This is a genomic window from Isoptericola sp. NPDC056134 (assembly GCF_042264825.1).
Lineage (GTDB): Bacteria > Actinomycetota > Actinomycetes > Actinomycetales > Cellulomonadaceae > Isoptericola > Isoptericola nanjingensis.
The window spans coordinates 58384-77779 of the sequence record NZ_JBHJVM010000002.1 but is presented as its reverse complement, the minus strand read 5'-3'; the positions used below and the strand labels follow the sequence as shown (position 1 = coordinate 77779).

The following is a 19396-nucleotide window of genomic DNA, read 5'->3' as shown; positions in this document are numbered from 1 at the left end:
TGCCAGAGCAAATCGTCCGGTTCACATCGTGCGACACGCCCGCGGACAGGACCTCTGACGGGTTAGTCAAGCGCAAGTTTCCGATAGAGCTCCCAGATCGGCCAGCCCTCCATCGCTGTCCGCTGCCCCTTTGTTAGCCGTCCAGTCAGGTACTCAACTTCATGCCTCTCCTCGAGCAGGAGAGCGCATGCCAGCTCCTGTTGCACCGCCATCTCGCCTTCCGACCGAACCGACTCTCGCTTCAGCCCGCGAATCTTCATCCTGTCCGCATTCGTGAGCGCTTCATTTCGCCACGCAATCTGCCAGCGGTTGAGTAGATGCACCGCCGTCTCACCGTCATGTCGAATGATCCATTCGTTCAACCGCTCGGCGCCGCGAAGGAACTCCTCTCGTCGCGGCCCGCCGGCGTCGACGCAGTCAAGCAGATCCCTCATGCATTGGTTGGCGACCGCAGCAGTGGTCTCAGCTTGCGCGATCCGCTCGTAGGCTGCGTCAATAAGATCGAGTCTGAGGTTGACCACCCTCGGCAGGTGCTCGACCTCCACAACGTCGTACGCAGTGACCGGAATAGTCTTATCCTGCTCATTCTGCGCGGCCCACCTGAACATCTGCGGCGAGTCCGGGTGGAACGGATCAATGTAGCGCCACGTATCCGCCCCATCTCCCTGTACTACTACGAGCATCACCGCCCATTCCCCGAAGCTCACAAAGGTGCGCCCCGGCCGTTCGGTGGTGTTACCTGGTGCCGCGCCCTTAACGAAGACGTCATATAAGACTCTGAGGTTCCCGAAGTGCTCATCGGTCAGGTCATCGAGATCAACAAGGGCGCCGTCGACTCCTAGCGTGTCGAAGAGGTCTCGAAGGCTCTCCAGAAATTGCAGATGATCGCGCATTTCACCGAGCCCTGGAGTCTCGGCAGCAAGCGGTTCTTCCATCGTCAGAGTCCGGTCACCGATGGCGATCTGACCTGTGTCAGCAAGACCGATCATAAACCCCAGGGCACGCTGACGAGCAACGAAATTGCTAGGATAGTCAATGTTGACGTTGATCGCCCGGCGCCCCTCGCCTAAACGAAACACTATCGACAGCCCGTCTTCGAGCGTCACACATGTCTGGTCACCGGCAATTCTCTGGACCGTGAATCTCTCGTAGACAACGTCGCCCGCTGAGACGTGCAGGTCACGCTCTTGGGGCATATAATCAGAAGGCAGGATTTCGAAGTCGCCATCGATCGCCATCCGCGACCCGTTCTCAGTGGTTACCTCGACTACGAACGCTGTCTCGTCCAGGCTGAGCCTCATCGGGGACTGAAAGTCAAGGTTGTCCACCGTGGAAATAGTGAAGTGCCGCACCGACTCAAAGAACCGAGGATCAGTGTGGAAGAACGGATTCTGGCGCGAACCCGCCAGCGCAACCCTCATGATGCGCTCAACTTCTCCTGGCGATCGAGGAAACTTCAGCAGCGGGACAGACGCGGTCTGCTGCCCCTCCGGGAGTGCATCCAAAATCCGCTGGATCTTGAAGGGCGTCAGCATCGCATAGGAGGGAACGGCCTTTCCCTTCTTCTGGTCAACGTCGACGCACAGCAAGAGCACGCCTTGATTCTTCAGGTGGGCTTCGAGCACGTCGCGCTTTAACCTGAAGTTCGGGGCAGAATTCTTCTTCTTGGTTCGTCCCTTGACCTGAACGTTCACCCTGCCGTCCCAGTCCCGGTTCGCGTTGCTTCCCGTCGACCAAACATCGATGTGACCGTCCGTCAAGGGGACACGGTCCTGGGTCGCGAGCACTGGCTCTAGCCGCGTGCAGCGGCTCACAATCCTCATGATCTCCGCGACCGCCAAGGCCTCCACGCTCATCAAGCCACCCCCATCAAGCGTGACGGCACGCTCGGGTCGCCTGCCCCCGGAGAATCGAGCGTTGGCGCATCACTCGATCGAGTCGAAGCGCAGAGCACCGTACGCGCGGCGGCCGTTGTCACGGTTCGAAGCCTAAGAGGCACGACCAACACGCCGCGGACGACGTCGCCGACATCGCGGCAAGTTGCGGGGCCGCGTGGGCCCAAGGAACCCTCCCTGCCAGAATCGACCTGTGACCACATCGCCCCGCTTCCTCTCCGTCGATGGCGTCGCCGACGAGCTCGCGATCAGCCGCTCCCAGGTGTACACGCTGCTCAAGACCGGTGAGCTCCCCGCGATCCAGGTTGGGCCGAAGCGGGTGTGGCGCATCGAGCGAACCCGCCTCGAGGAGTACATCGAGGCTGGGTACGCGGCCGTGAGGGAGGCGGTCGCGACCGGGACGGTCACGCCGTCGGACGAGGAGTAGCGGCGGCTGCGGCGCGACGGCGCCTGGCGTTCTCGCGTGCACGCTTGCGGACGCAGGTGAGGCAGCGTCGCCGGCCCTCGGCGTAGATCACGGTGTTCTCGGACGTGTACGGGTGGCCGCTCGGGCAATGCGTCTTGGCCCGTTGGTTCTCACCCGGCTCGCGGCGCTCGTAGGAGCCGTGTTTCCGCATGCGTTCGTGGTGCAGCTGGCACACGATGGCACGCTGGCTCATCCTCGTCCGGTCGCAGCCGACGACCGTGCACGGCAGCACGGGTGGTGGGGAGGCGCGCCCCGCGAAGTACGCGCGCATCTCAGCCTCGGTGGCCGGGTCGATCCGCCAGTACCCGTCGGGGTCCGGGATATGCCCGTGCCGCTTCAACCATGCCCGGACACCCGCTTGTGTCAGGCCGAGCTCGGCCGCCATCGCGGGCGGAGTGGTTCGGACGGCCTGCACTCCAGGAGGCTACCTGTGGCGGCTCGCAGCGTTCGTGCTACATCTAGTTCGACCTCGGGCAGCTACTGCGGAGGGGCGGATGCCTTCCGGATGGTGTGCGCCTCGTTGTAGGAGATCGCCGTCATCGTGTCGATGTTCCTGGCGAAGTTGTAGGCGCCCATGACCAGACCAACGGTGCCGACCAAGACCGAGATCGCGCCAGCTGCGGCGAAGGCAGTCCCGAAGGCCACTGCCATCACCGCACCGCCGCCAAGGGTCAGACTTAGCCCCCAGGCGACGTAGCCCGCCGACGCCTCGGGTCGCTGGACCGGGATGGGCAGATTCTCGTTCGGCCCGCCGAGCGGCACCTTCCCCCGCAACTCCATGCGATGAGGTTAGGACCGGGCGCTCGTCCGAGCCCTGGCGTCGGCGGGTGAATTGGGCGCCCAGCCAGGGGCAATTCACCCGGCGCGCGGCGAATTTCGGAGCCCCGGCGAACTACGCTCGATCCACATGAAGACGCGATCCCTAGCCGCCACCGCGGCCCTCCTCACCTGCACGTTCACCGTAGCCGCGTGCGGATCGTCGGCGGGCGAGGATGCGGCGCAGACGGCGTACGACGCCTGTCACAAGACCGAGGCGAAGATTGACCTCCTCGAGATTGACGGAAACCAGGTCTCGGTGGTCGTGGCGGGAGAGAACGCGAAGGCCATGTCGGGCAGCGACGAGGAGATCGCAGCGCTCAGCAACGGCGAAGTCCCGGATGAGACCGAGGGGCCCTCAGCGTTCGCGGTGAGCCTCGCCGCCGTTGACAGCGCGGACTGCCTCGCCGAGCACACCGGCTACCCCGGTAGTTACGACCAACTGACGGATGGCGAGGAGTGGGACGGCTGGCGATTCGAGGAGGAAACAGGCGCCGGCTCTGAGTTCACCTCGACCTTCGTTGCGACGTCATAGCGACGCCTACCGTGAGAGACCGTCCGTCTGCTCGGCGCCGGTTGGGCAAGTCAGCGGTGGGTGACGTTGGACGGCTATCCCACCTCTGCCCCCCCGCCGAGACATGGTCGGTGCGGATGAGTGTGCCGTCCGAGGTGGGCCGGTCGCTCTCTGGAGGGAACGACCCAGTTCCACCAGGTTCCCGCACCCATCGGTCCAGGTCAGACCATATGCCGGGGAGGCTCCATTGGAAAGGCTCATTGTGTGCGCGGAGGCAGGAACGCCCTCATGCGGGTACATGCCCCGAACAGCGCATCCTCGACGATCTTCCGCTCCACACATCAGCTGCGGATACCCTGGGCCACGAGCGGGACTCATTCGCGGCCGCGGCCCAGAGGCGTGCAGGAGACACTGTTGAGCGACGACATTGACGTCCAGGTAATCGTCCCGGACGACGCAAAGATGGCGATCGAGCTTCGTGTGCCTGAATCGGCATACCGGTTCGTCCTCCTTGAGCGTGCGTTCGCCGCGAACACAGAGGGAACTCTGGGAACCTACATCTTGCTCGGGCCCGCCCCAGGAGAGAACGGGGCGTGGACTTTTTACGTGGGCAAGGTCGGCACGGGCACCGTCGCCCAGCGCATCGCAAGTCATCTGAGGGACAAGTCGTGGTGGAATCGCGTGCTGGTCATTCTCCCTGGCTGGAACGACACGTTCACGTCGGCCTCGGCCGGCTACCTGGAAGGCGCACTCTATCAACACTTGTCGGATTTCCGGTTCGCTGTCGCGCTGAACAACAACACACCGGCCGATGACACACCGACGGATCGGGAGAAGTCACGTCTACGCCGGAGCGTCCTGCCGAACGTGACCGCCATCCTGCGGCTTCTCGGGTACGACCTAACCAGGGGTCGTGCCCAGGTCCGGGCGGAGATACCGGACCCTGTTTCAGCGGCCTTGACCGCGGAGCCGGATCGCCTGCCTGCTCGACGGGAGAACGAGCCAGACCATCGCACAAATCTGCCGACCTCCAGACCCTCGCCCGGGGCCCCGGGCCTCCACGTGCGGCGGACGCACTGGGGAACCATCTCCGGGATGGTGGCGCGTGGCTACCTCCATGACGGGGAGACGCTACAAGGTCCCGGGGGCACTCAGGCGAAGGTGGTCTCGAACGGCAATCTGATCGTCAATGGGCAGAGCTGTTCCAGTCCGCACCGCGCCTGGGCGGTTGCTACGAACCCACCCCCGGGCAAGACGCAGAACGCATGGCTTTGGTGGCGCGCCGCGCGCGACGGGGGAACGAAGACGATCCACGAGCTTCGTGGAACGTATGAAGCTGCGCACCCCGACGACGAGGGCAGCTTCTGACAGCCTCATCTTCCACAAGGCGCTCAATTCGTAGATAGGGCCCCATCTCCCAGTAGGGTCTCCGGGCACGCTGGTCTGACCTGCACCGGCGATACTCATCAGCAAGCATCATCCACGCCTTCTGACTTGGACTCGCGCACTGTCGAACCGATGTCCGCCTCGGGTTGACTTTTTGTGCAGGAGAATTTCGAACAGCTCGCGCATGACCGCACGCCTGTCCGGGATCAGCAGGTCGTCCCAGGCCGCTTCGACATCATCCGCATTTGCGAGAACGAGGGTGGCAGTATCGGTGGCAGGCAACGGCTGCCGAGACATGGATATCTCGGCAAGTTCTTGATCGATATGTCGCGATACCTCACCAAGAGTTTCCGCCGACAACGCTCCCGTGACGAACGACCTACGAAGTTCAGCCTTTTTCTCCCTCAGGTCGGCTTCCCTCCGAGCGGCCAAGGCGAGGTCTTGACGCAAGCGGCTCGGCATCTGGCGCCCAGCGATCATTGCGCGGTTCGCTGGTGCAGACAGGTACTCGATCGCGACGCGCGCGACATACTCGTCGACCGGTGGCTGGGAGATGTAGACCCGCCCGCAGCGACGGTCGCCGCACGAGTAGGCGTGGTAGCGAATCGACCCATGAGCCTTCGAAGCGTGCCGCATGGGGCCGCCGCACTCCCCGCACCGTGCGAGCCAGGTGAGGAGGTGCCTCGGCGTGTTGCCGTTGTGGGTACGCCGATCATGCCGGTAGGTGGCGGCGAGAATTGCTTCACGCTCTTCAGCGGTGATGATCGCGGGCCATGCCGCCTGGTAAAGGGCTTCGGGTTCGCCGTCGACGGGCCGGTGCTGGCGAAGACCAGCGATCGCCGGACCACGAACGATCTGCTGAACGGTCTTGCTCGTCCAGCCAAGGGTCTTCGGGCGTTCCTTGCCACGCTGCACCTGACGCCACTCGTGCGGGGTCAGTTCGTCGCGGCGATTCAGCTCCGTTGCCACGGCATGCGGGCTCATCCCCTGTACGAGAAGGCAGTCGACCATCCACAACACGAGCGACGAGGACTGCGGGTCAGGCTCCTGCCCGATGAGCGCGCCGGAGCCGCTGTCGTAGACACGGCGGTACCCGAAGGGGGTCATCGACCCCATCCAGCCGTCCTCGGCGTCGGAGCGCTTCTGACGAAGAATTCGCTCCCGCGTGCGGTCAGCCTCGTAGCCAGCCTCCACCGCGTCCTGGCGTGCCCGGCGCCGGTCCGACGCCTTCGACAGGTCGTACAACTCACCGTCGTAGGACAAGTGAACGCCGCGGCGCCTCAGGGTCTTCTCTAGTTCGACGTAGACGTCGAGCGCACGGGTCGCGCGGCTCCCTTCCCACATCAGCAGAACGTCAGCGAGGCCTGAGTCGATCATCTCGACGACCGCAGTCCACCCGTCGCGACCACGACGCGCGTACTCGCTCGCACTTCGGTCGTCGTCGACGACAACTTCGACCACGTCCCACCCACGTGCGTCCGCCTCTCGACGACAGAACTCGACCTGGCTCGACGTCGACTTGCCGCGCCTCTGACGATCCTTCGAGGTTCGCGCGTAGATCACCGCCCGTAAGGGCCCCGGCTCCGAGCGACCGACAACTCGCAGCCGGGCGGTCACGAAGCCATCTCGACTTCGTCCTCAACGCGCGGACGCAACATGGCGTCGCGAACCCGGACGGCCTCCGCCGCAGAGACGGGATGCTCAGCGGCCAGGCGCCGGCCAGCAGCGCGGGCATCCTCCGCCTGCTCAGGGGTCAGAAGTACGTGATCCATGCAAGGCATGTGAGACAAGCTCGAAGCCTGCTCCTGCCTGTGCCGGGTCGGCTGATGTACTCGCGTCAAGGCGGGTCCTCCTACTAGGAACCAACTTTGACCTGCGGGTTCATCTCTCGGTGGTCAGATGCGCGCGTCCTCGCGCAGGAACGACGACAGGGTGCGCAGCAGGCGGCCCAGGTCCGTGCCACCCACCTCGCGCGTCAGCCGGAGCGCCTCCACGATCCGGTCCGCCACCGGGTCGGCGAGACGGGCCTTGAGCAGGTCGAGGCACTCCCCGAAGCGCCCGGTCGCGCGGTAGTCCGCCGCGAACCGCGCGAACGGCTCGCGGAGCTCCACCGGCCCGCGCTCGCTCAGCTGTGCCACCGCCTCCGGCAGCGAGAGCCCGGCCCGCACGCCGGACGCGAGGTGGTCGACCACCTCGGGCCAGACCTCGCGCAGGTCCCGTCGCCGCTTCCTGGCCCGCACCCGCACCAGCAGCTCGGGCGCTGCCGCCGCCATCAGCGCGAAGCAGGCCGCGATGGCGGGCGAGCGGGTCAGCGCCAGCCCGGCGAGCAGCACGACGACGCCCGCCGCCGCGCTGAGCCACCACAGCGCGGCCGGGGTCACCGACGGAGCCCCCGCCTGGACGAGCAGGTCCTGGACGGCCGCGGACCGCCCGGCACGCCGCCGCGGGCGTGCGGGCGCCTCCCAGCACGACAACCACACGCACGCCAACCCGGCGCCGAGCAGCAGCCCCACGACGACGCCCATCAGCGGCCCCCGACCAGCAGGGCCCGGACGTCGAGGCCGGCACGCGCGAAGCGCTCCTCGCCGGGCGGGAAGCCGTCGCCGCGCACCAGCTCGCCGCCCTGCTCGGCGGGTAGGCGGTGGAAGAGTCCGGCGGTCTCGACCCGGTCCCCCTCGACGCGACCCGTGACGGCGACGACCTCACGGACCTGTCGCGCGCCGTCCGCGGCGACGTCCAGGTGCACCACCAGGTCGATCGCCGACGCCACCGTCGGGACGACGAAGCGGTCGGAGACGTTCTCGCCCGCGAGCAGCGGCAGCGTGCACATCTTCGTGACCGCCTCGCGCGCCGAGTTCGCGTGCACGGTGCACATCCCGGGGATGCCGGCGTTGAGGGCCACGAGCATGTCGAAGCTCTCGGCCTCGCGCACCTCGCCGATGACGATGCGGTCCGGCCGCATCCGCAGCGCCTCCTTGACCAGCCGGCGCAGCGGGATCTCGCCCGTGCCCTCCAGGCTGGGCTGCCTGCACTGCATGGCCACGTGGTCGCGGGCGGCGAAGCGCACCTCGAAGACCTCCTCGCAGGAGATCACGCGCTGCCCCGCGGGGATCGAGCCGGCGAGGGCGGGTACGTAGAATTGACATATGAAAATGCAAGCCTCCGACCGCACTCTCCGCGCCCTGATCTACACCCGCATCTCGTCCGACCGCGACGGTCGCGAGGAGGGCGTGGAGCGCCAGGAGCAGGACTGCCGGAGGCTCGCTGAGCGGCTGGGCTACGAGGTCGTCGACGTGCTCGTCGAGAACGACACCAGCGCCTCGACCGCCTCGAAGAAGCCCCGCCCGCAGTACGACCAGATGGTGCGCGACGTGCGCGCGGGCCGGGCGGACGTGATCCTCGCCTACAGCCTGTCGCGGCTCACCCGCCGGGTCCGCGAGTTCCTGGACCTCATCGACCTGCACCGCGCCACCGGCGTCCTCATCAAGACGTGCGTCTCCGGCGACCCGGACCTGTCCACGGCCGACGGGCGCGGGCAGGCGATCAACATCGCGAACTGGGACCAGATGGAGGCCGAGCGCACCGCCGAGCGCGTGCGCCGCTCCAAGGAGGCAGCCGCACTCAGCGGAGAGTTCCGTGGCGGGCCGCGACCCTTCGGGTACGAGAGCGACGGCATGACGGTGCGCGAGAGCGAGGCCCGGCTCGTCCGCGAGGCGACACAGGCCGTCCTCACCGGCCGATCGGTGCGCGCCCTCGTGCGGGAGTGGAACGTGGCAGGCATCGCGACCGCGTACGGCAACGAGTGGACGGTGGGCTCGATGCGACAGGTGCTCGCGCGCGCTCGGAACGCGGGCATCGTCGCCGTGGGCAGGCCCTGGCACGACGACTATAAGGAGATCGGCCCGGCGAAGTGGCCCGCCATCATCGAGGAGGACACCTGGCGTGCCGTCCTCGGCGTGCTCCTCGACTCGACGCGACGGACGAACCACTCGAACGGCGATCGGCGCTGGCTCGGTTCGGGCCTCTACGTCTGCGGGCGGTGCGACGACGGCAGCGCGATGCGGGTGTCAGCGACCGGCGCGACGCCGTCGCGCTCGAACCAGAAGCGCCGGTACCACTACCGCTGCGAGACGCGTGCCCACCTGACCATCGACCAGCCCAAGACGGACGCGTACATCCGCGACGTCGTGGCGGAGCTGCTGCGCGACCCGCGGATCATCGCGGCGATGACCCCCGACGTGAACGACGCCGAGGTCGCGGCCGCCCGCGAGCAGCGGGCGGTCCTCGTGGCCCGGCTGGAGCAGACCGAGCGGGACTACGACGAGGACCTGATCGACGCCCGCACGCGGAAGCGGAAGGTCGACAAGACGATGGCGGACCTGGCTGAAGTGGACGCCCACCTGGCCGACGCCGCGCAACGATCTGTCTCGTCCCCGATCACGGCAGCCGCCGATCCCGGCCAGGAGTTCCTGGACGCCCCGCTCGACGTCCAGCGCGCCGTGCTGCGCGCGGTGCTGCGCGTCGAGGTCGGGACTGCGCCCTACCGGGGCGCGGCGTGGACGTCGGAGCGGATCCTGCTCACGCCGGTCTCAGCAGACCCCCGCTAGTCCGCTGTGGACGGTTCGACGACCGGCGCTCCAGGGAGGAGATTCGTCAACCTCAGCCGCCGCTTCCTCTGGCTCTGCGCGACCATCTCCGCTAACTCCTTCTGGAGGCCACGTACATCCGCGGCGCGTTCTTCAAGCCGTGCGCCCGACTCCATCGCGATGAAGTCGAGGTCTCGGTAGCCAGCCATGAGGAGGCCTCGGCATCGATAGACCCACAGCAGGCTCTCGACCTCACCTGGACGCGTCGGCCGATCAGTGCTGAACACACCGGCACGTTCGAACGCTTCGACGTCGTGGAGGTACCGGGTGACCTGCCGTTCCAGGCTCCGTCGCTGGTCGTCCAACCAGCGGCGCGAAGTACGCAGATCCCTCCGCTGGCTCTTGTGCAGCGCGCGGACGGCTGCCTTCACGCCCCGGAATCTCCGCCTGATCGGCTTGGGCATGCCGGTGCTCGGGATCGCGATCCCGATCAGAGTGACGGCCGGGTCGAGGAGCACGGCGGCGGCCGTGATGCTGACGACTCCGCAGGCTGCCAGCCGGACGTCAGCATTCTCGCCAAAGGCTGCCGCCGATCCGCTCGGAGCAGGTCCGCCTTCGACCGCCGTCGCAATCGCGTACACCGCGAAGATCATGGTGACAGCGCTCATGACCAGGGAGATCGCGCGAGTGATGGCGATGGTCAACGCCCCCGGACCCGAGTCGATGACGCGGATCAACTCCGACCGGAGGTTCAGCGTGATCGGAAGAGCTAGGACCGGCAGGACCGTGACGATGGTGATCCAGAAGTTCATGGTCTGTCGGTCCGGCAGTGGAGGTCGGCGTTCACGGCAGGTCGGCGGCCCACTCTTCCGGCGAGGGTGCGGGCTCGCCCGGGTGCGTCGAGAGGACGCGCTCGTAGTCGTCGTGCGCGGCGTTGAGCGCGTCCTGAAGTTCGTGGAGGCGGTCCTGACCGCTGGCGAAGGGGCCCAGGCCCACCGTGAGCCGTTCGTTCAGCACGCGAACCTGCTCCTGAAGCGCCTCCGTGTAGGCCTCGTACGCGGCGGTGTACGCCTCCGTAGCAGCCCGCTCCTCCTCGATGCTTCCCATGCAGGTCAGGGTGCCATCGTCGCGAGGCGATGAGTGTCCCAGGCAAGGGCGAAACGCAAGAATTCACCCTCTCGAATTGCTAGAATCGAGTCGGCGCGGTACGCCGCGCCCCTCCCCCGAGGGCCAGCCGTCAGCGCCGCTCGGGAACGTGGACCTCGCTGCACCGAGCACCGGGCAGAGCAGCGAGCATGACGGATCGGACCGCCCCCGACGTGGCGACAGCACGGCTTGGTCCCATGACCGGCCCGTGGCGAGGTGCACCACGCACCGCAGCCCAGGACAACGCCTAGCGCCCTGCGCTGCACGCCCCTCCGGGAGCAGCACCATGGCCGATCCGTCCACCACCACCAGCAGTACCGCCCCCCGTCTCGCCTCTATCCGGGACGCAGCCGAACACCTCGGCGTCAGCACCGCGACCGTCCGGAACTGGCTCGGCAAGGGCTACTTCCGGGGCTTCAAGGTCCCCGCCCGTCGCGGCATCCACGTCGATCTGAACGAGGTCCTTGACGCCCGCCAGACCACCCCCGGGATGCAGTCCACGCCGTACGGCCGGTACGGCGAGAACGCCCGCATCGTCGACCTGGGCGAGGCCACGCGATGAGCGCCGCGACGCACCAGCCCGAACCCATCCGCCTGACCGACGAGCAGTGCCGCCGCGTGGCGGCCCTGCTGCTCATCGCACGGTCGACCCGGACGAAGGCCAGCTCGTGACGCGGGATGCCGTGGGCGGCGCCCTCCCGGCCTCGGAGGCACACGCGCGCACGCATACGCATCCCGGCCCTCCCACCGAGCCCACGGCCAGCCCAGCGCACGAACCTCGCTCGGATGGGCTACTCGCAGGCGAGCACCTCGACCTTGCCCGGCTCGCGGTCTTCCCCGTCCGACGCAGCCCGAACAAGGAACGAGACAAGACGCCCCTCGTGAAGTGGCGCGACGAGTCCCGGCCGCGCGCCGAGTGGGACGGGCAGTGGCCGGATGGCACGAACGCCGCGATCGACTGTGGCAAGTCCGGTCTGGTCGTGCTCGACGAGGACGAGCCCGGCGCGGTCCGCCGATGGCTTGGGTACGAGCCGGAGACGTTCACGGTCCGGACCGGTAGGAACGAGGGCGGGCGGCACCTGTACTTCCTGGCGCCCGCGCGACGGTCAGTCCGCAACTCCGGGAAGGACTCGATCCCCGGCCTGGAGGTGCGCGGTGACGGCGGGTACGTCGTCGCACCGGGCTCCGTGCACGGCGTCACGGGGCGCTCCTACGAGGTAATCCACGATCGTCCGATCGCTCCGCTCCCCTCGGACGTGCTCGACCGACTTCGGAGCCGCACGGTCGGCACGGCGGGTCCCGTCGGGACGCTCGACGGCGACGTGCTGTCGCTCGACCTGTCGGACTTCGTCGAGCCGTTCGTCCTGCCCGAGGTCATCCCGGACGGGACCGGGCGGAATCCCGTGGTCTTCAAGTTCGCCTGCTCGCTGCGAGCCCGCAGCGTGCCGGATGACGAGGCGCTCCCGCTGCTGAAGGACGCATTCGAGCGTTGCGTGCCCCCGCTCTACGACAAGGACACGCCGGAAGCGATGTGGGCGCGGGTCTGCCGGACGTACTCGCCCGGGGTGTCGAACAGCGGTGCCGCGTCAGCGCACCACGATGACGGGCGCACCTACGTCGACGAGTTCTGGTCGCAGCGCCCGCTGCTGCGCGCCATCTACGACTTCTCCGCCGCGCGCATGGTCGGGCCGTGGGCGCTGTTCGGCGCGGTGCTCGCGCGGGCTGCGGCGTCGGTGCCTCCCGCGTGGGTGCTGCCGCCGACGCGGGGGTCGATCGCGTCGCTGAACGTGTTCGTCGCGCTGTGCGCGGAGTCCGGGGGCGGGAAGTCGGCGGTGGTCGCGGCGTCGGACGAGTTCCTGGAGTTGGCCGAGCCGGACTGCTACCTGGAGACGTCGCCGGGCTCGGGCGAGGGTCTGCTCGCTGCGTACGGGTACATGCCCAAGAAGGACGACGCCAACCCTGACCCGGCCTTCCGGATCACGCAGACTTCGGTGCTGTTCGCCGTGGACGAGGTGAGCACTCTGGCCGCGATGATCGAGCGGTCCGGGTCGACCCTGACGGGCTTCCTCACCTCGGCGTGGTCGGGCAGCAGGCTCGCGACGCAGAACGCGGACCGCACGCGGACGCGCAACGTGCCGCCCCACCGCTACCGCCTCGCGTTGGTCGCCGGGGTGCAGCCGCTCAACGCGGACGTGATCCTGGGCGGCGAATCGACGGGCTTCCCCCAGCGCTGGCTGTGGCTGCCGACGTACGACCCGGACACGGAGCGTGAGCCGGGCGGTCGCGTGGGCGGCTGGCGATGGTCGCCGCCGGATGGGCGTCCCGAGATGGACGAGCACGGTGTGTTCGTGTTCCCGCCCGAGCACCACGTCACCATCCCCGACGAGGCGGTCGCGGCGATCCGGGCCGCGCACCGGGGCGAGAACCGACCGATCGGAACCCCCGCGCCGAGGGGGAAGCTCGACGGGCATGCGGTGCTGAACCGGCTGAAGGTGGCGGCCCTGCTGGCGCTGCTCGATGACCGGGCGGAGGTGTCGGCCGACGACTGGCGGCTCGCCGGCGTGGTGATGGCGGTGTCCGACGCGACGCGGGCAGCGGTGCAGCGCGCCATCGCTGCGGACCACGATCGGGCGGACGACGCACGGGCCCGGAGGGCGGGGCGCAGCGCGGCGGTGGCGCGCGAGTCCGAGGACGAGACGAGGAAGGCGCGGGCGATGAAGCGGGTGGTCGAGGTGCTGACGAAGCACGGCGGCGAGATGGCCGCGAGCGCGATCATGCGGAACGTCGGCGGGGCTCATGCCCCCGGGTTCAAGGAGGCGCTGGACCGGCTCGTGGAGGCCGGCCGGGTCGTGGACCTGGGTGAGCGCACGGCGGCGAACGGCAAGGTGGCGCGGTACTACCGCCTGGCGTGACCGCACGCGGCGCGAGGTTCAACGCAATGGCGCAATGTTGCGTTGGACGCTCGCGCTCGCAGCACCTTAAGAAGGGAGATATCTCTTCCTTTTATACGCATATATCCGATTCTGCGACCACTAGCGTGCGCGTCGGACGTTGCGTTGGATCGGGATTGCGTTGGAGGCGTTGCGCTGGATTCAGCGCGACCCGCCGCTCGCCAGGATCGCCTGAACCCGCAGCCGACGACGGCGCAGCTCCTCCCAGCGCCGCGCCTCCTGCTCACGGTCGCTGGGGGCGCGACCGCCGCTCGCGGTGAGCGACGCAGGCTGCTGCGAGCGCCGACGGGGCGCGGGCGTCGTGGCGGCTGAGGCGGTCATGGCGGGCTCCTCCTCGTGCTGCGGATTGTCCTACACAGTGTAGTGCAGCTTCACGCTAGACGGGGCATCGTGAAGCACCGCTGCACGGCCGAGACCCCGTGGATACGCCCCGCCCCCATGCATAGCCGGTATCCCTCGCCCCCGAGGCATCCCCCATGAACCCCTCGGGTCCCCATAGACCCCTTGGCTCGATCCACCGCACGCTCGGGTAGGCCCCACATCTACGACATGAACGGTTTTTGTGGATGGGCCCCCATCTCGAAGACTGGGATCGGCGGCCCATTCAAGTGCCTAAGGGGCGTCGGCAGCGGAGGATGGACTCCGAGGCCTATCGACCATGCCCCGCTGGCAAGCTGAGGGAACGTTGAACCTCGCATGATGGCTGGCGGCGCCAGGAGATCAGCACCGGCGATTACCGGCGTGAACGCGGCCACGGTCCTGCTCGGATCCCGATCGAACATGATGTGCATGCGCCGGTCGACCGGGACGAGATGGATGGTCATGCAGTCGGTGCCCACTGTTGAACAGACACGCGAGGTCTTCCTGACGGCCTCGACGAGCAGGGTCTCGACAGCATCGAGAGTCTGTCCGCCCGACGCACACAGTGCCTCCGCCAGTTCGTCTTGGATGCCGTCCGGAACTCTGGTCCCGATCCGGTAGATCTTGAACCTTGAAGGTTCCCCCCACATCTTGGGGAACGTCTGCACTTTGGTCTTCCGACGCCGCTCGCCCCTGTGTTTGAGGGAGAGGAAGATCGGTCGGCTGTTCCGCGGGTCAGACGGGGCGACGCGCCAATGACGCTTCGAGACGTAGCCAGCGATCGACACCTCAACGTGCCTATCACGAACCTGCTGGCGCGGAAGGTCCCGCTCCAGGGCACGGCAAAGCCGAGCGATGATCTCGCCCAGGTGCGGTACCTCCTGCGGAGCGAACTCAATCGGGTTGCCCTCGCCCAGGAGCCTCGACTCGGGCAGCTTCCGAGCCATGACCTGCTCGGCAATCCAGTTTGCCGTCGACGCCCCATCGATGTGAGCCAGACCCGTGTATGAGACGACGACGGCACAGCCGATGCCCAGCACCACGACTGACTTGTTCGCATACGCGTCGAACTCGGTAATCGTGCCGTCATTCGACACGGTCAGGCGTCGGTCACCAACAGTGACGATGAACCGCGGCCCGACGTAGGTCAGGTGAAGCGTCACAAGGCACCACCGCCTCGTCCCGACTCTCGTCGAGTTACGTCACACCGTTGCCAGATGCCGCCCCAGCGCGTCACTCTCATGTCCAGATGCTCGCAGCGCCGGTCCTGAAGCTGGAGGGTAGCCCGGAGGTTTCACCCTCACCTGTGGCACAAATAGTGCTGCGCCCGGGCTACCTTCTCGGCATGCCGACGCCGTCCCCCAGTCCGATCCCGAGCCTCCAGGTCCTCTTCCAGCAGCAGAGTGAGCAGGGCTGGTGGCACGACTGGGGCTCGTCGATCGTCCCGGGCCTGCTGACGATGATCGGCTCGGTGCTCGCGTCACTCCTCGTCGCGTACTTCGCGCTGCGAGGAGTGAAGGAGAGCGCCCAGAAGAACGCGCAGTCCCTCATCGACGCAGAGACGGAGCGCGCCAGAAACGCGCGTCAGCACGACGACTACCGATGGCTTCGAGGAGCGCGGGCCAAGGCGTACTTCGGAATCATCGCATCCGCTCATGCGGCCATGCAGGCTGGACAGAATGCCGTGTGGTTCGGTCGGCCGAAGGTGCCGACGAGCAGCAGGTACGTGGCGACCAATCCAGACGGGGTGCGCGAAAAGGCCCGCGAGTGGAACGCCGCCTCCAGTGAGACCTTCCGTTGGGCTGCGGAGATATGGGCCGTGGGCGACCGACGCATCGGCGAACTTGCTGTCGCCAGTTCCGACGCCGCCGGAGATGCACTGCTCGCCGCAGAACAGGCGGGCATGGTTCACTCAACTGAGACGCCGTATGACGCTGACGAGGTTGGCCGGGAGCACATCGAGAAGTCACAGAACGAGTTCGGCAAGATGGTGGCGCTGATCCGGCTGGAACTCGGCTCCGACAACGCGGGCGTGCCCGATCCTGAGAGCCTCGCAGCGTCCAGCACCACGCCCAAGGCCGAGGCCTGACGTCATGCCACCGATCGACGTCAACCTGATCACGCCCTCCGACACATGGTCGACGTGGGGGCCGCCGATCATTACGGCGCTCGGTGGTGCGCTAGTCGCGATCATCACGCTGATCGGCGTGCTGAGGGCCGCAAACAAGAGCGCGAAGGCTGCCCAAGCCGCCGCCGAGACTAGCGCGACGGCCGCCCGCGAAGCTGCGGAGCGCAGCGCGCAGACAGTGCTCGACGCTGAGTATGCCCGCGCCCAGAACGAAGAACGACGACACCTCCGGGAATTGCTGGCGAATGTCGTCACCGCGGCGCTGGAGCGCTCGTTCTACCTGGCCAATCTCGCCGACATCCAGTGCAGCGAGACGCACCATCTCTGGACGGACGAGAAGAAGCGGGCCATCACGCTCACCTCTACGACCCTGACGCAGGGAAGAAGCCTCGCAATCATGACGACGACCAGCGCTGAGATTAGAACTGCCCTAGCCAGCATCGGCGAGGCCGACTCCTACGTCAGCCGCGTTCGAGCCTCGTATTCGGGCGACCCCGCGGGCGACACCGCGCGACGCGACGCGATCGTTCTCGCCACGGAGCGTCTGGACGAGGCCGCGAACGCGCTGGCCCAGGCCGCGTCCGAGCGTCTCGCAACGCCACCCTCGTGACTTCGGCGTCCATTCGCCCCGGTATGCGCGTCTTGCGTGTGACAAGGCACACACGTATGTCAAAACGCTAGTTTCGAGAGGGCGTTGAGCATCGTCGTCTTGCCCGCCTGCGTCGCGCCCGAGACGAGCACGTTCAGCCCCGCGCGCACCGAGGCGTCGAGGAAGGCGGCCGCGTGGGTGGTGAGGGAGCCCAGCCGCACCAGGTGGTCGAGGTGGTCCGCGCGCACCAGGTGCTTACGGATGTTGACGGCCATGTGCTCGCGCGTGACGTCGGGGATGACCACGTGCAGGCGCTCGCCGCCCGGGAGCGAGGCGTCGACGAACGGGCTGCTCAGGTCGAGGCGGCGGCCGGACGCCTTGAGCATCCGTTCCACGAGGTCGCGCACCTGGCCGGCGGTGAGGATCGTCGTCGTGAGCTCGGGGACGCCACGCCGGGCGACGAACACCTTGGCGGGAGAGTTGATCCAGATCTCTTCGACCTCGGGGTCGTCGAGGTAGCGCTGCAGCGGGCCGAGGCCGCCGAGCGCGTCGACGACGGCGCGCGCGGCGCCCTGCGGGTCCGCGAGCGCCGGGACGACGCCGCGCGTGGCGCGCTCGGTGTAGTCGGCGGAGGCCTCCGCGACGAGGCGCTCCAGCCCGGCCCGGTCGCGGACGGGGTCGAGGGCTCGACGGCGCACGAGCTCGCGCACCTCGTGCTCGAGGAGCGCGGCAGCGTCGGCGGGCGCCAGCGTGTCGATCGACACTGATCTGTCCTCTCGTCGGTGCCCTCATCGGCGGCGAAAGCGGCACCAGAGTAGGGGACCCGGGCAATCGCCCGGGTCCGCCCTGTGGACAACCCGGGCGAAGGCCTCGTACCGCTACCCGGGACCGCCTCCGCGGGACGCTGCCAGGAACCCTCTGACCAGCGACGACGCCGCGTCGGGCTGGTCGTAGGTGACGATGTGGCCGGCGTCTCGGATGGTGGTCAGGCGGGCGCCCGGGGCCGCCGAGGCGGCCGCGGCCAGCTCCTCGTGCCCGACGAGCGGGTCGCGGTCGCCACGGACCCACAGCGACGGCACCCGCAGCCCCGGCAGCCGGGGCAGGTGGTCGAGCGCCATGGCGAACGGCCCGTAGGCGCGGACCATCCAGTCGTCGAGGGCGGGCTCCCCGTGGGCCGCCTTCGCCCGCGCCTCCTGGACGACGAGCGCGACGATCTCCTCGAAGCCCTCCGTGGTCTCGCCGGCCACGAGGTTGCCCGCCATCGACCGGCGCACCACGGCGGGCCGCCGCGCCAGCCAGCGGCTGGTGAGCCGTAGCAGGCCGGGCGTGCGCAGCGCGAGCCACGTGAGCAGCTGGGCCGGGCGCCGTCGACCGATGCCGCCGGGCCCGATCGCCACGAGCGCGTCGACGCGCTCCGGGTGGTCCAGGGCGAACCCGACCGCGACGCCGGCTCCCAGGGACAGCCCCACCAGCGCGACGCGCTCGAGCCCGAGGGCGTCCAGCAGCTCGCCGAGGAAGGCGCGGTAGAACGCGTCGTCGAGCAGCCCCTCCCACGGGCGGCTGCCGCCGTGCCGCGGCAGGTCGACGACGTGCACCCGGTGGTCCGCCGCGAGGTCGCCCGCGACGCGGCGCCACACCCCTGCCGCCGTGTCGAGCATGCCGCCGTGCAGCAGCAGCACCGGCGGCCCGGTGTCGCCGGCGCGGTAGTGGCGCACGGGTCCGCCGGCGACGGTCAGGTCGGTCCAGGTGGCGAAGACGCCCGTCACGGCACGGTCGGTCACGGTTCCTCCAGGAGGTCGAGCTGATGGTCGAGGCGGGCGAGGAGGCCGAGCTGCGCGGCGCGGGCGGCCTCGACGTCGGCGGGCAGGTCGGCTGGACGGTCGGCGGCGAGCCCGCGGCCGACGAGGTCGGCGAAGAGCGCGACCGCGTCGCGCAGCGCGTCGTCCGACGTCGCGCCGAGCGTGCCCGGCGCGTGCACCAGGCCGACGCTGAAGATCCCGAGCACGCGCACCACCGCCGCGGTGGGGACGGCGGGGTCCACGACGCCCGCGTCCTGCAGCCGCGCGACGTACTCGGCCAGCCACCCGAACCGCTCCGCGTACCGGTCGCCCCCGGCACCGCCGGCCACGTCGCGCACATGGTCACCGAGCAGCGACGCGTCGCCGACGTACAGCGCCCTCATGAGGGGGTCGGCCAGCAGCGCCTCCGTGCCGAACCGGTACACGGTGGGCAGGTCGACAGGTCCGTCCGCCCCGACGACGCGACGCCGCACCTCGGCGGTGAGGTCCCGGGTGCTGCGCCGCAGGACGGCGTCGAGGATCGCGGCCTTGTCGGGGAGCTCCAGGTAGACGGCACCCTTGCCGATGCCGGCTCGTGCAGCGACGCCGGCGACCGTCGTGCTGGGCCAGCCGTTCTCGAGGATCAGGTCGTGGGCGGCGTCGAGGATGCGCGCACGACGGTCGGGGACGCGCGGACGGGGCATGGGCACCTCCGTAGTGACTATGGAGTCGATTCTGGTCACTACCGTAGCCGGACGCGGGCAGCACCCGCGACCGGCCG

Annotated in this window: 19 protein-coding genes and 2 pseudogenes; 8 read left to right on the top strand and 13 right to left on the bottom strand. The window is 68.3% G+C overall.

Going from position 1 to position 19396, the window contains the following annotated elements:
• Positions 1-62: 62 nt before the first annotated feature.
• The gene (locus ACFCZN_RS02675; protein WP_430555734.1) at positions 63-1856 is read right to left on the bottom strand and encodes a hypothetical protein; all 1794 of its coding nucleotides are present in this window, start codon (positions 1854-1856) and stop codon (positions 63-65) included.
• Between the two features lie 232 nt (positions 1857-2088).
• Here ACFCZN_RS02675 and ACFCZN_RS02670 point away from each other — a divergent pair, with 232 nt between their 5' ends.
• Positions 2089-2322, top strand: a complete 234-nt coding sequence (locus tag ACFCZN_RS02670) for a helix-turn-helix domain-containing protein (protein ID WP_430555733.1) — start codon at positions 2089-2091, stop codon at positions 2320-2322.
• Here ACFCZN_RS02670 and ACFCZN_RS02665 read toward each other — a convergent pair.
• On the bottom strand, positions 2300-2776 hold the full coding sequence (locus ACFCZN_RS02665) for a hypothetical protein (RefSeq protein WP_430555732.1): 477 nt from the start codon (positions 2774-2776) through the stop codon (positions 2300-2302). The genes ACFCZN_RS02670 and ACFCZN_RS02665 overlap by 23 nt on opposite strands.
• Before the next feature lie 62 nt (positions 2777-2838).
• Positions 2839-3141: a hypothetical protein gene (locus ACFCZN_RS02660; protein ID WP_430555731.1), complete on the bottom strand. Its 303-nt coding sequence runs from the start codon at positions 3139-3141 to the stop codon at positions 2839-2841.
• Between the two features lie 127 nt (positions 3142-3268).
• Between ACFCZN_RS02660 and ACFCZN_RS02655 the strand changes: the two genes are divergently transcribed.
• Complete coding sequence (locus ACFCZN_RS02655) at positions 3269-3712, top strand: hypothetical protein (RefSeq protein ID WP_430555730.1); 444 nt, start codon at positions 3269-3271, stop codon at positions 3710-3712.
• 393 nt (positions 3713-4105) lie between these two features.
• Positions 4106-5059, top strand: a complete 954-nt coding sequence (locus ACFCZN_RS02650) for a hypothetical protein (protein ID WP_430555729.1) — start codon at positions 4106-4108, stop codon at positions 5057-5059.
• Between the two features lie 108 nt (positions 5060-5167).
• Here ACFCZN_RS02650 and ACFCZN_RS02645 read toward each other — a convergent pair whose 3' ends face one another.
• The 3 genes and pseudogenes from ACFCZN_RS02645 to ACFCZN_RS02635 all read right to left on the bottom strand — a co-directional run.
• Complete coding sequence (locus ACFCZN_RS02645; RefSeq protein WP_430555728.1) at positions 5168-6694, bottom strand: recombinase family protein; 1527 nt, start codon at positions 6692-6694, stop codon at positions 5168-5170.
• A gap of 278 nt (positions 6695-6972) precedes the next feature.
• On the bottom strand, positions 6973-7602 hold the full coding sequence (locus ACFCZN_RS02640) for a type II secretion system F family protein (RefSeq protein WP_430555727.1): 630 nt from the start codon (positions 7600-7602) through the stop codon (positions 6973-6975).
• Positions 7602-8204: pseudogene (locus ACFCZN_RS02635) on the bottom strand (ATPase, T2SS/T4P/T4SS family); the annotation flags it as partial. The pseudogene ACFCZN_RS02635 and the gene ACFCZN_RS02640, both read right to left, overlap by 1 nt.
• A gap of 19 nt (positions 8205-8223) precedes the next feature.
• Between ACFCZN_RS02635 and ACFCZN_RS02630 the strand changes: the two are divergent.
• A complete protein-coding gene (locus ACFCZN_RS02630; RefSeq protein ID WP_430555726.1) occupies positions 8224-9684 on the top strand; it encodes a recombinase family protein in 1461 nt (486 codons plus the stop codon).
• Here ACFCZN_RS02630 and ACFCZN_RS02625 read toward each other — a convergent pair.
• Positions 9681-10475 (bottom strand): hypothetical protein, encoded by a 795-nt coding sequence (locus ACFCZN_RS02625; protein WP_430555725.1) that lies wholly within the window; start codon positions 10473-10475, stop codon positions 9681-9683. The genes ACFCZN_RS02630 and ACFCZN_RS02625 overlap by 4 nt on opposite strands.
• Before the next feature lie 31 nt (positions 10476-10506).
• Positions 10507-10770 (bottom strand): hypothetical protein, encoded by a 264-nt coding sequence (locus ACFCZN_RS02620; RefSeq protein ID WP_430555724.1) that lies wholly within the window; start codon positions 10768-10770, stop codon positions 10507-10509.
• A 325-nt stretch (positions 10771-11095) separates the two neighbouring features.
• Between ACFCZN_RS02620 and ACFCZN_RS02615 the strand changes: the two genes are divergently transcribed.
• Positions 11096-11371, top strand: a complete 276-nt coding sequence (locus ACFCZN_RS02615) for a helix-turn-helix domain-containing protein (protein ID WP_430555723.1) — start codon at positions 11096-11098, stop codon at positions 11369-11371.
• Between the two features lie 106 nt (positions 11372-11477).
• On the top strand, positions 11478-13721 hold the full coding sequence (locus ACFCZN_RS02610; RefSeq protein WP_430555722.1) for a bifunctional DNA primase/polymerase: 2244 nt from the start codon (positions 11478-11480) through the stop codon (positions 13719-13721).
• 180 nt (positions 13722-13901) lie between these two features.
• On the opposite strand, the gene ACFCZN_RS02605 is transcribed toward ACFCZN_RS02610, so the two are convergent.
• Both ACFCZN_RS02605 and ACFCZN_RS02600 read right to left on the bottom strand, forming a co-directional pair.
• Positions 13902-14081 (bottom strand): hypothetical protein, encoded by a 180-nt coding sequence (locus ACFCZN_RS02605; RefSeq protein WP_430555721.1) that lies wholly within the window; start codon positions 14079-14081, stop codon positions 13902-13904.
• 221 nt (positions 14082-14302) lie between these two features.
• Positions 14303-15283: a hypothetical protein gene (locus tag ACFCZN_RS02600; protein WP_430555720.1), complete on the bottom strand. Its 981-nt coding sequence runs from the start codon at positions 15281-15283 to the stop codon at positions 14303-14305.
• A gap of 182 nt (positions 15284-15465) precedes the next feature.
• Here ACFCZN_RS02600 and ACFCZN_RS02595 point away from each other — a divergent pair, with 182 nt between their 5' ends.
• Together ACFCZN_RS02595 and ACFCZN_RS02590 are read left to right on the top strand one after the other, a co-directional pair.
• Positions 15466-16209: a hypothetical protein gene (locus tag ACFCZN_RS02595; protein ID WP_430555719.1), complete on the top strand. Its 744-nt coding sequence runs from the start codon at positions 15466-15468 to the stop codon at positions 16207-16209.
• A 4-nt stretch (positions 16210-16213) separates the two neighbouring features.
• Entirely contained in the window at positions 16214-16858 is a 645-nt protein-coding gene (locus tag ACFCZN_RS02590) for a hypothetical protein (RefSeq protein WP_430555718.1), read from the top strand.
• Between the two features lie 74 nt (positions 16859-16932).
• Here the strand turns inward: ACFCZN_RS02590 and ACFCZN_RS02585 are convergent.
• The 3 genes and pseudogenes from ACFCZN_RS02585 to ACFCZN_RS02575 form a co-directional block, all read right to left on the bottom strand.
• Positions 16933-17601 (bottom strand): annotated as a pseudogene (locus ACFCZN_RS02585) (ATPase, T2SS/T4P/T4SS family); the annotation flags it as partial.
• 114 nt (positions 17602-17715) lie between these two features.
• A complete protein-coding gene (locus tag ACFCZN_RS02580) occupies positions 17716-18618 on the bottom strand; it encodes an alpha/beta fold hydrolase (protein ID WP_430555717.1) in 903 nt (300 codons plus the stop codon).
• Entirely contained in the window at positions 18615-19319 is a 705-nt protein-coding gene (locus ACFCZN_RS02575) for a TetR/AcrR family transcriptional regulator (RefSeq protein ID WP_429762462.1), read from the bottom strand. Before ACFCZN_RS02575 ends, ACFCZN_RS02580 begins: the two co-directional genes overlap by 4 nt.
• Positions 19320-19396: the final 77 nt, after the last annotated feature.

Bases quoted from the DNA above. Each gene is read 5' to 3' on its own strand.
- ACFCZN_RS02625 (WP_430555725.1), bottom strand. From the start codon at position 10,475: ATGAACTTCTGGATCACCATCGTCACGGTCCTGCCGGTCCTAGCTCTT.
- ACFCZN_RS02655 (WP_430555730.1), top strand. From the start codon at position 3,269: ATGAAGACGCGATCCCTAGCCGCCACCGCGGCCCTCCTCACCTGCACG.
- ACFCZN_RS02640 (WP_430555727.1), bottom strand. From the start codon at position 7,602: ATGGGCGTCGTCGTGGGGCTGCTGCTCGGCGCCGGGTTGGCGTGCGTG.
- ACFCZN_RS02575 (WP_429762462.1), bottom strand. From the start codon at position 19,319: ATGCCCCGTCCGCGCGTCCCCGACCGTCGTGCGCGCATCCTCGACGCC.
- ACFCZN_RS02595 (WP_430555719.1), top strand. From the start codon at position 15,466: ATGCCGACGCCGTCCCCCAGTCCGATCCCGAGCCTCCAGGTCCTCTTC.
- ACFCZN_RS02605 (WP_430555721.1), bottom strand. From the start codon at position 14,081: ATGACCGCCTCAGCCGCCACGACGCCCGCGCCCCGTCGGCGCTCGCAG.
- ACFCZN_RS02620 (WP_430555724.1), bottom strand. From the start codon at position 10,770: ATGGGAAGCATCGAGGAGGAGCGGGCTGCTACGGAGGCGTACACCGCC.
- ACFCZN_RS02615 (WP_430555723.1), top strand. From the start codon at position 11,096: ATGGCCGATCCGTCCACCACCACCAGCAGTACCGCCCCCCGTCTCGCC.
- ACFCZN_RS02590 (WP_430555718.1), top strand. From the start codon at position 16,214: ATGCCACCGATCGACGTCAACCTGATCACGCCCTCCGACACATGGTCG.
- ACFCZN_RS02675 (WP_430555734.1), bottom strand. From the start codon at position 1,856: ATGAGCGTGGAGGCCTTGGCGGTCGCGGAGATCATGAGGATTGTGAGC.
- ACFCZN_RS02630 (WP_430555726.1), top strand. From the start codon at position 8,224: ATGAAAATGCAAGCCTCCGACCGCACTCTCCGCGCCCTGATCTACACC.
- ACFCZN_RS02660 (WP_430555731.1), bottom strand. From the start codon at position 3,141: ATGGAGTTGCGGGGGAAGGTGCCGCTCGGCGGGCCGAACGAGAATCTG.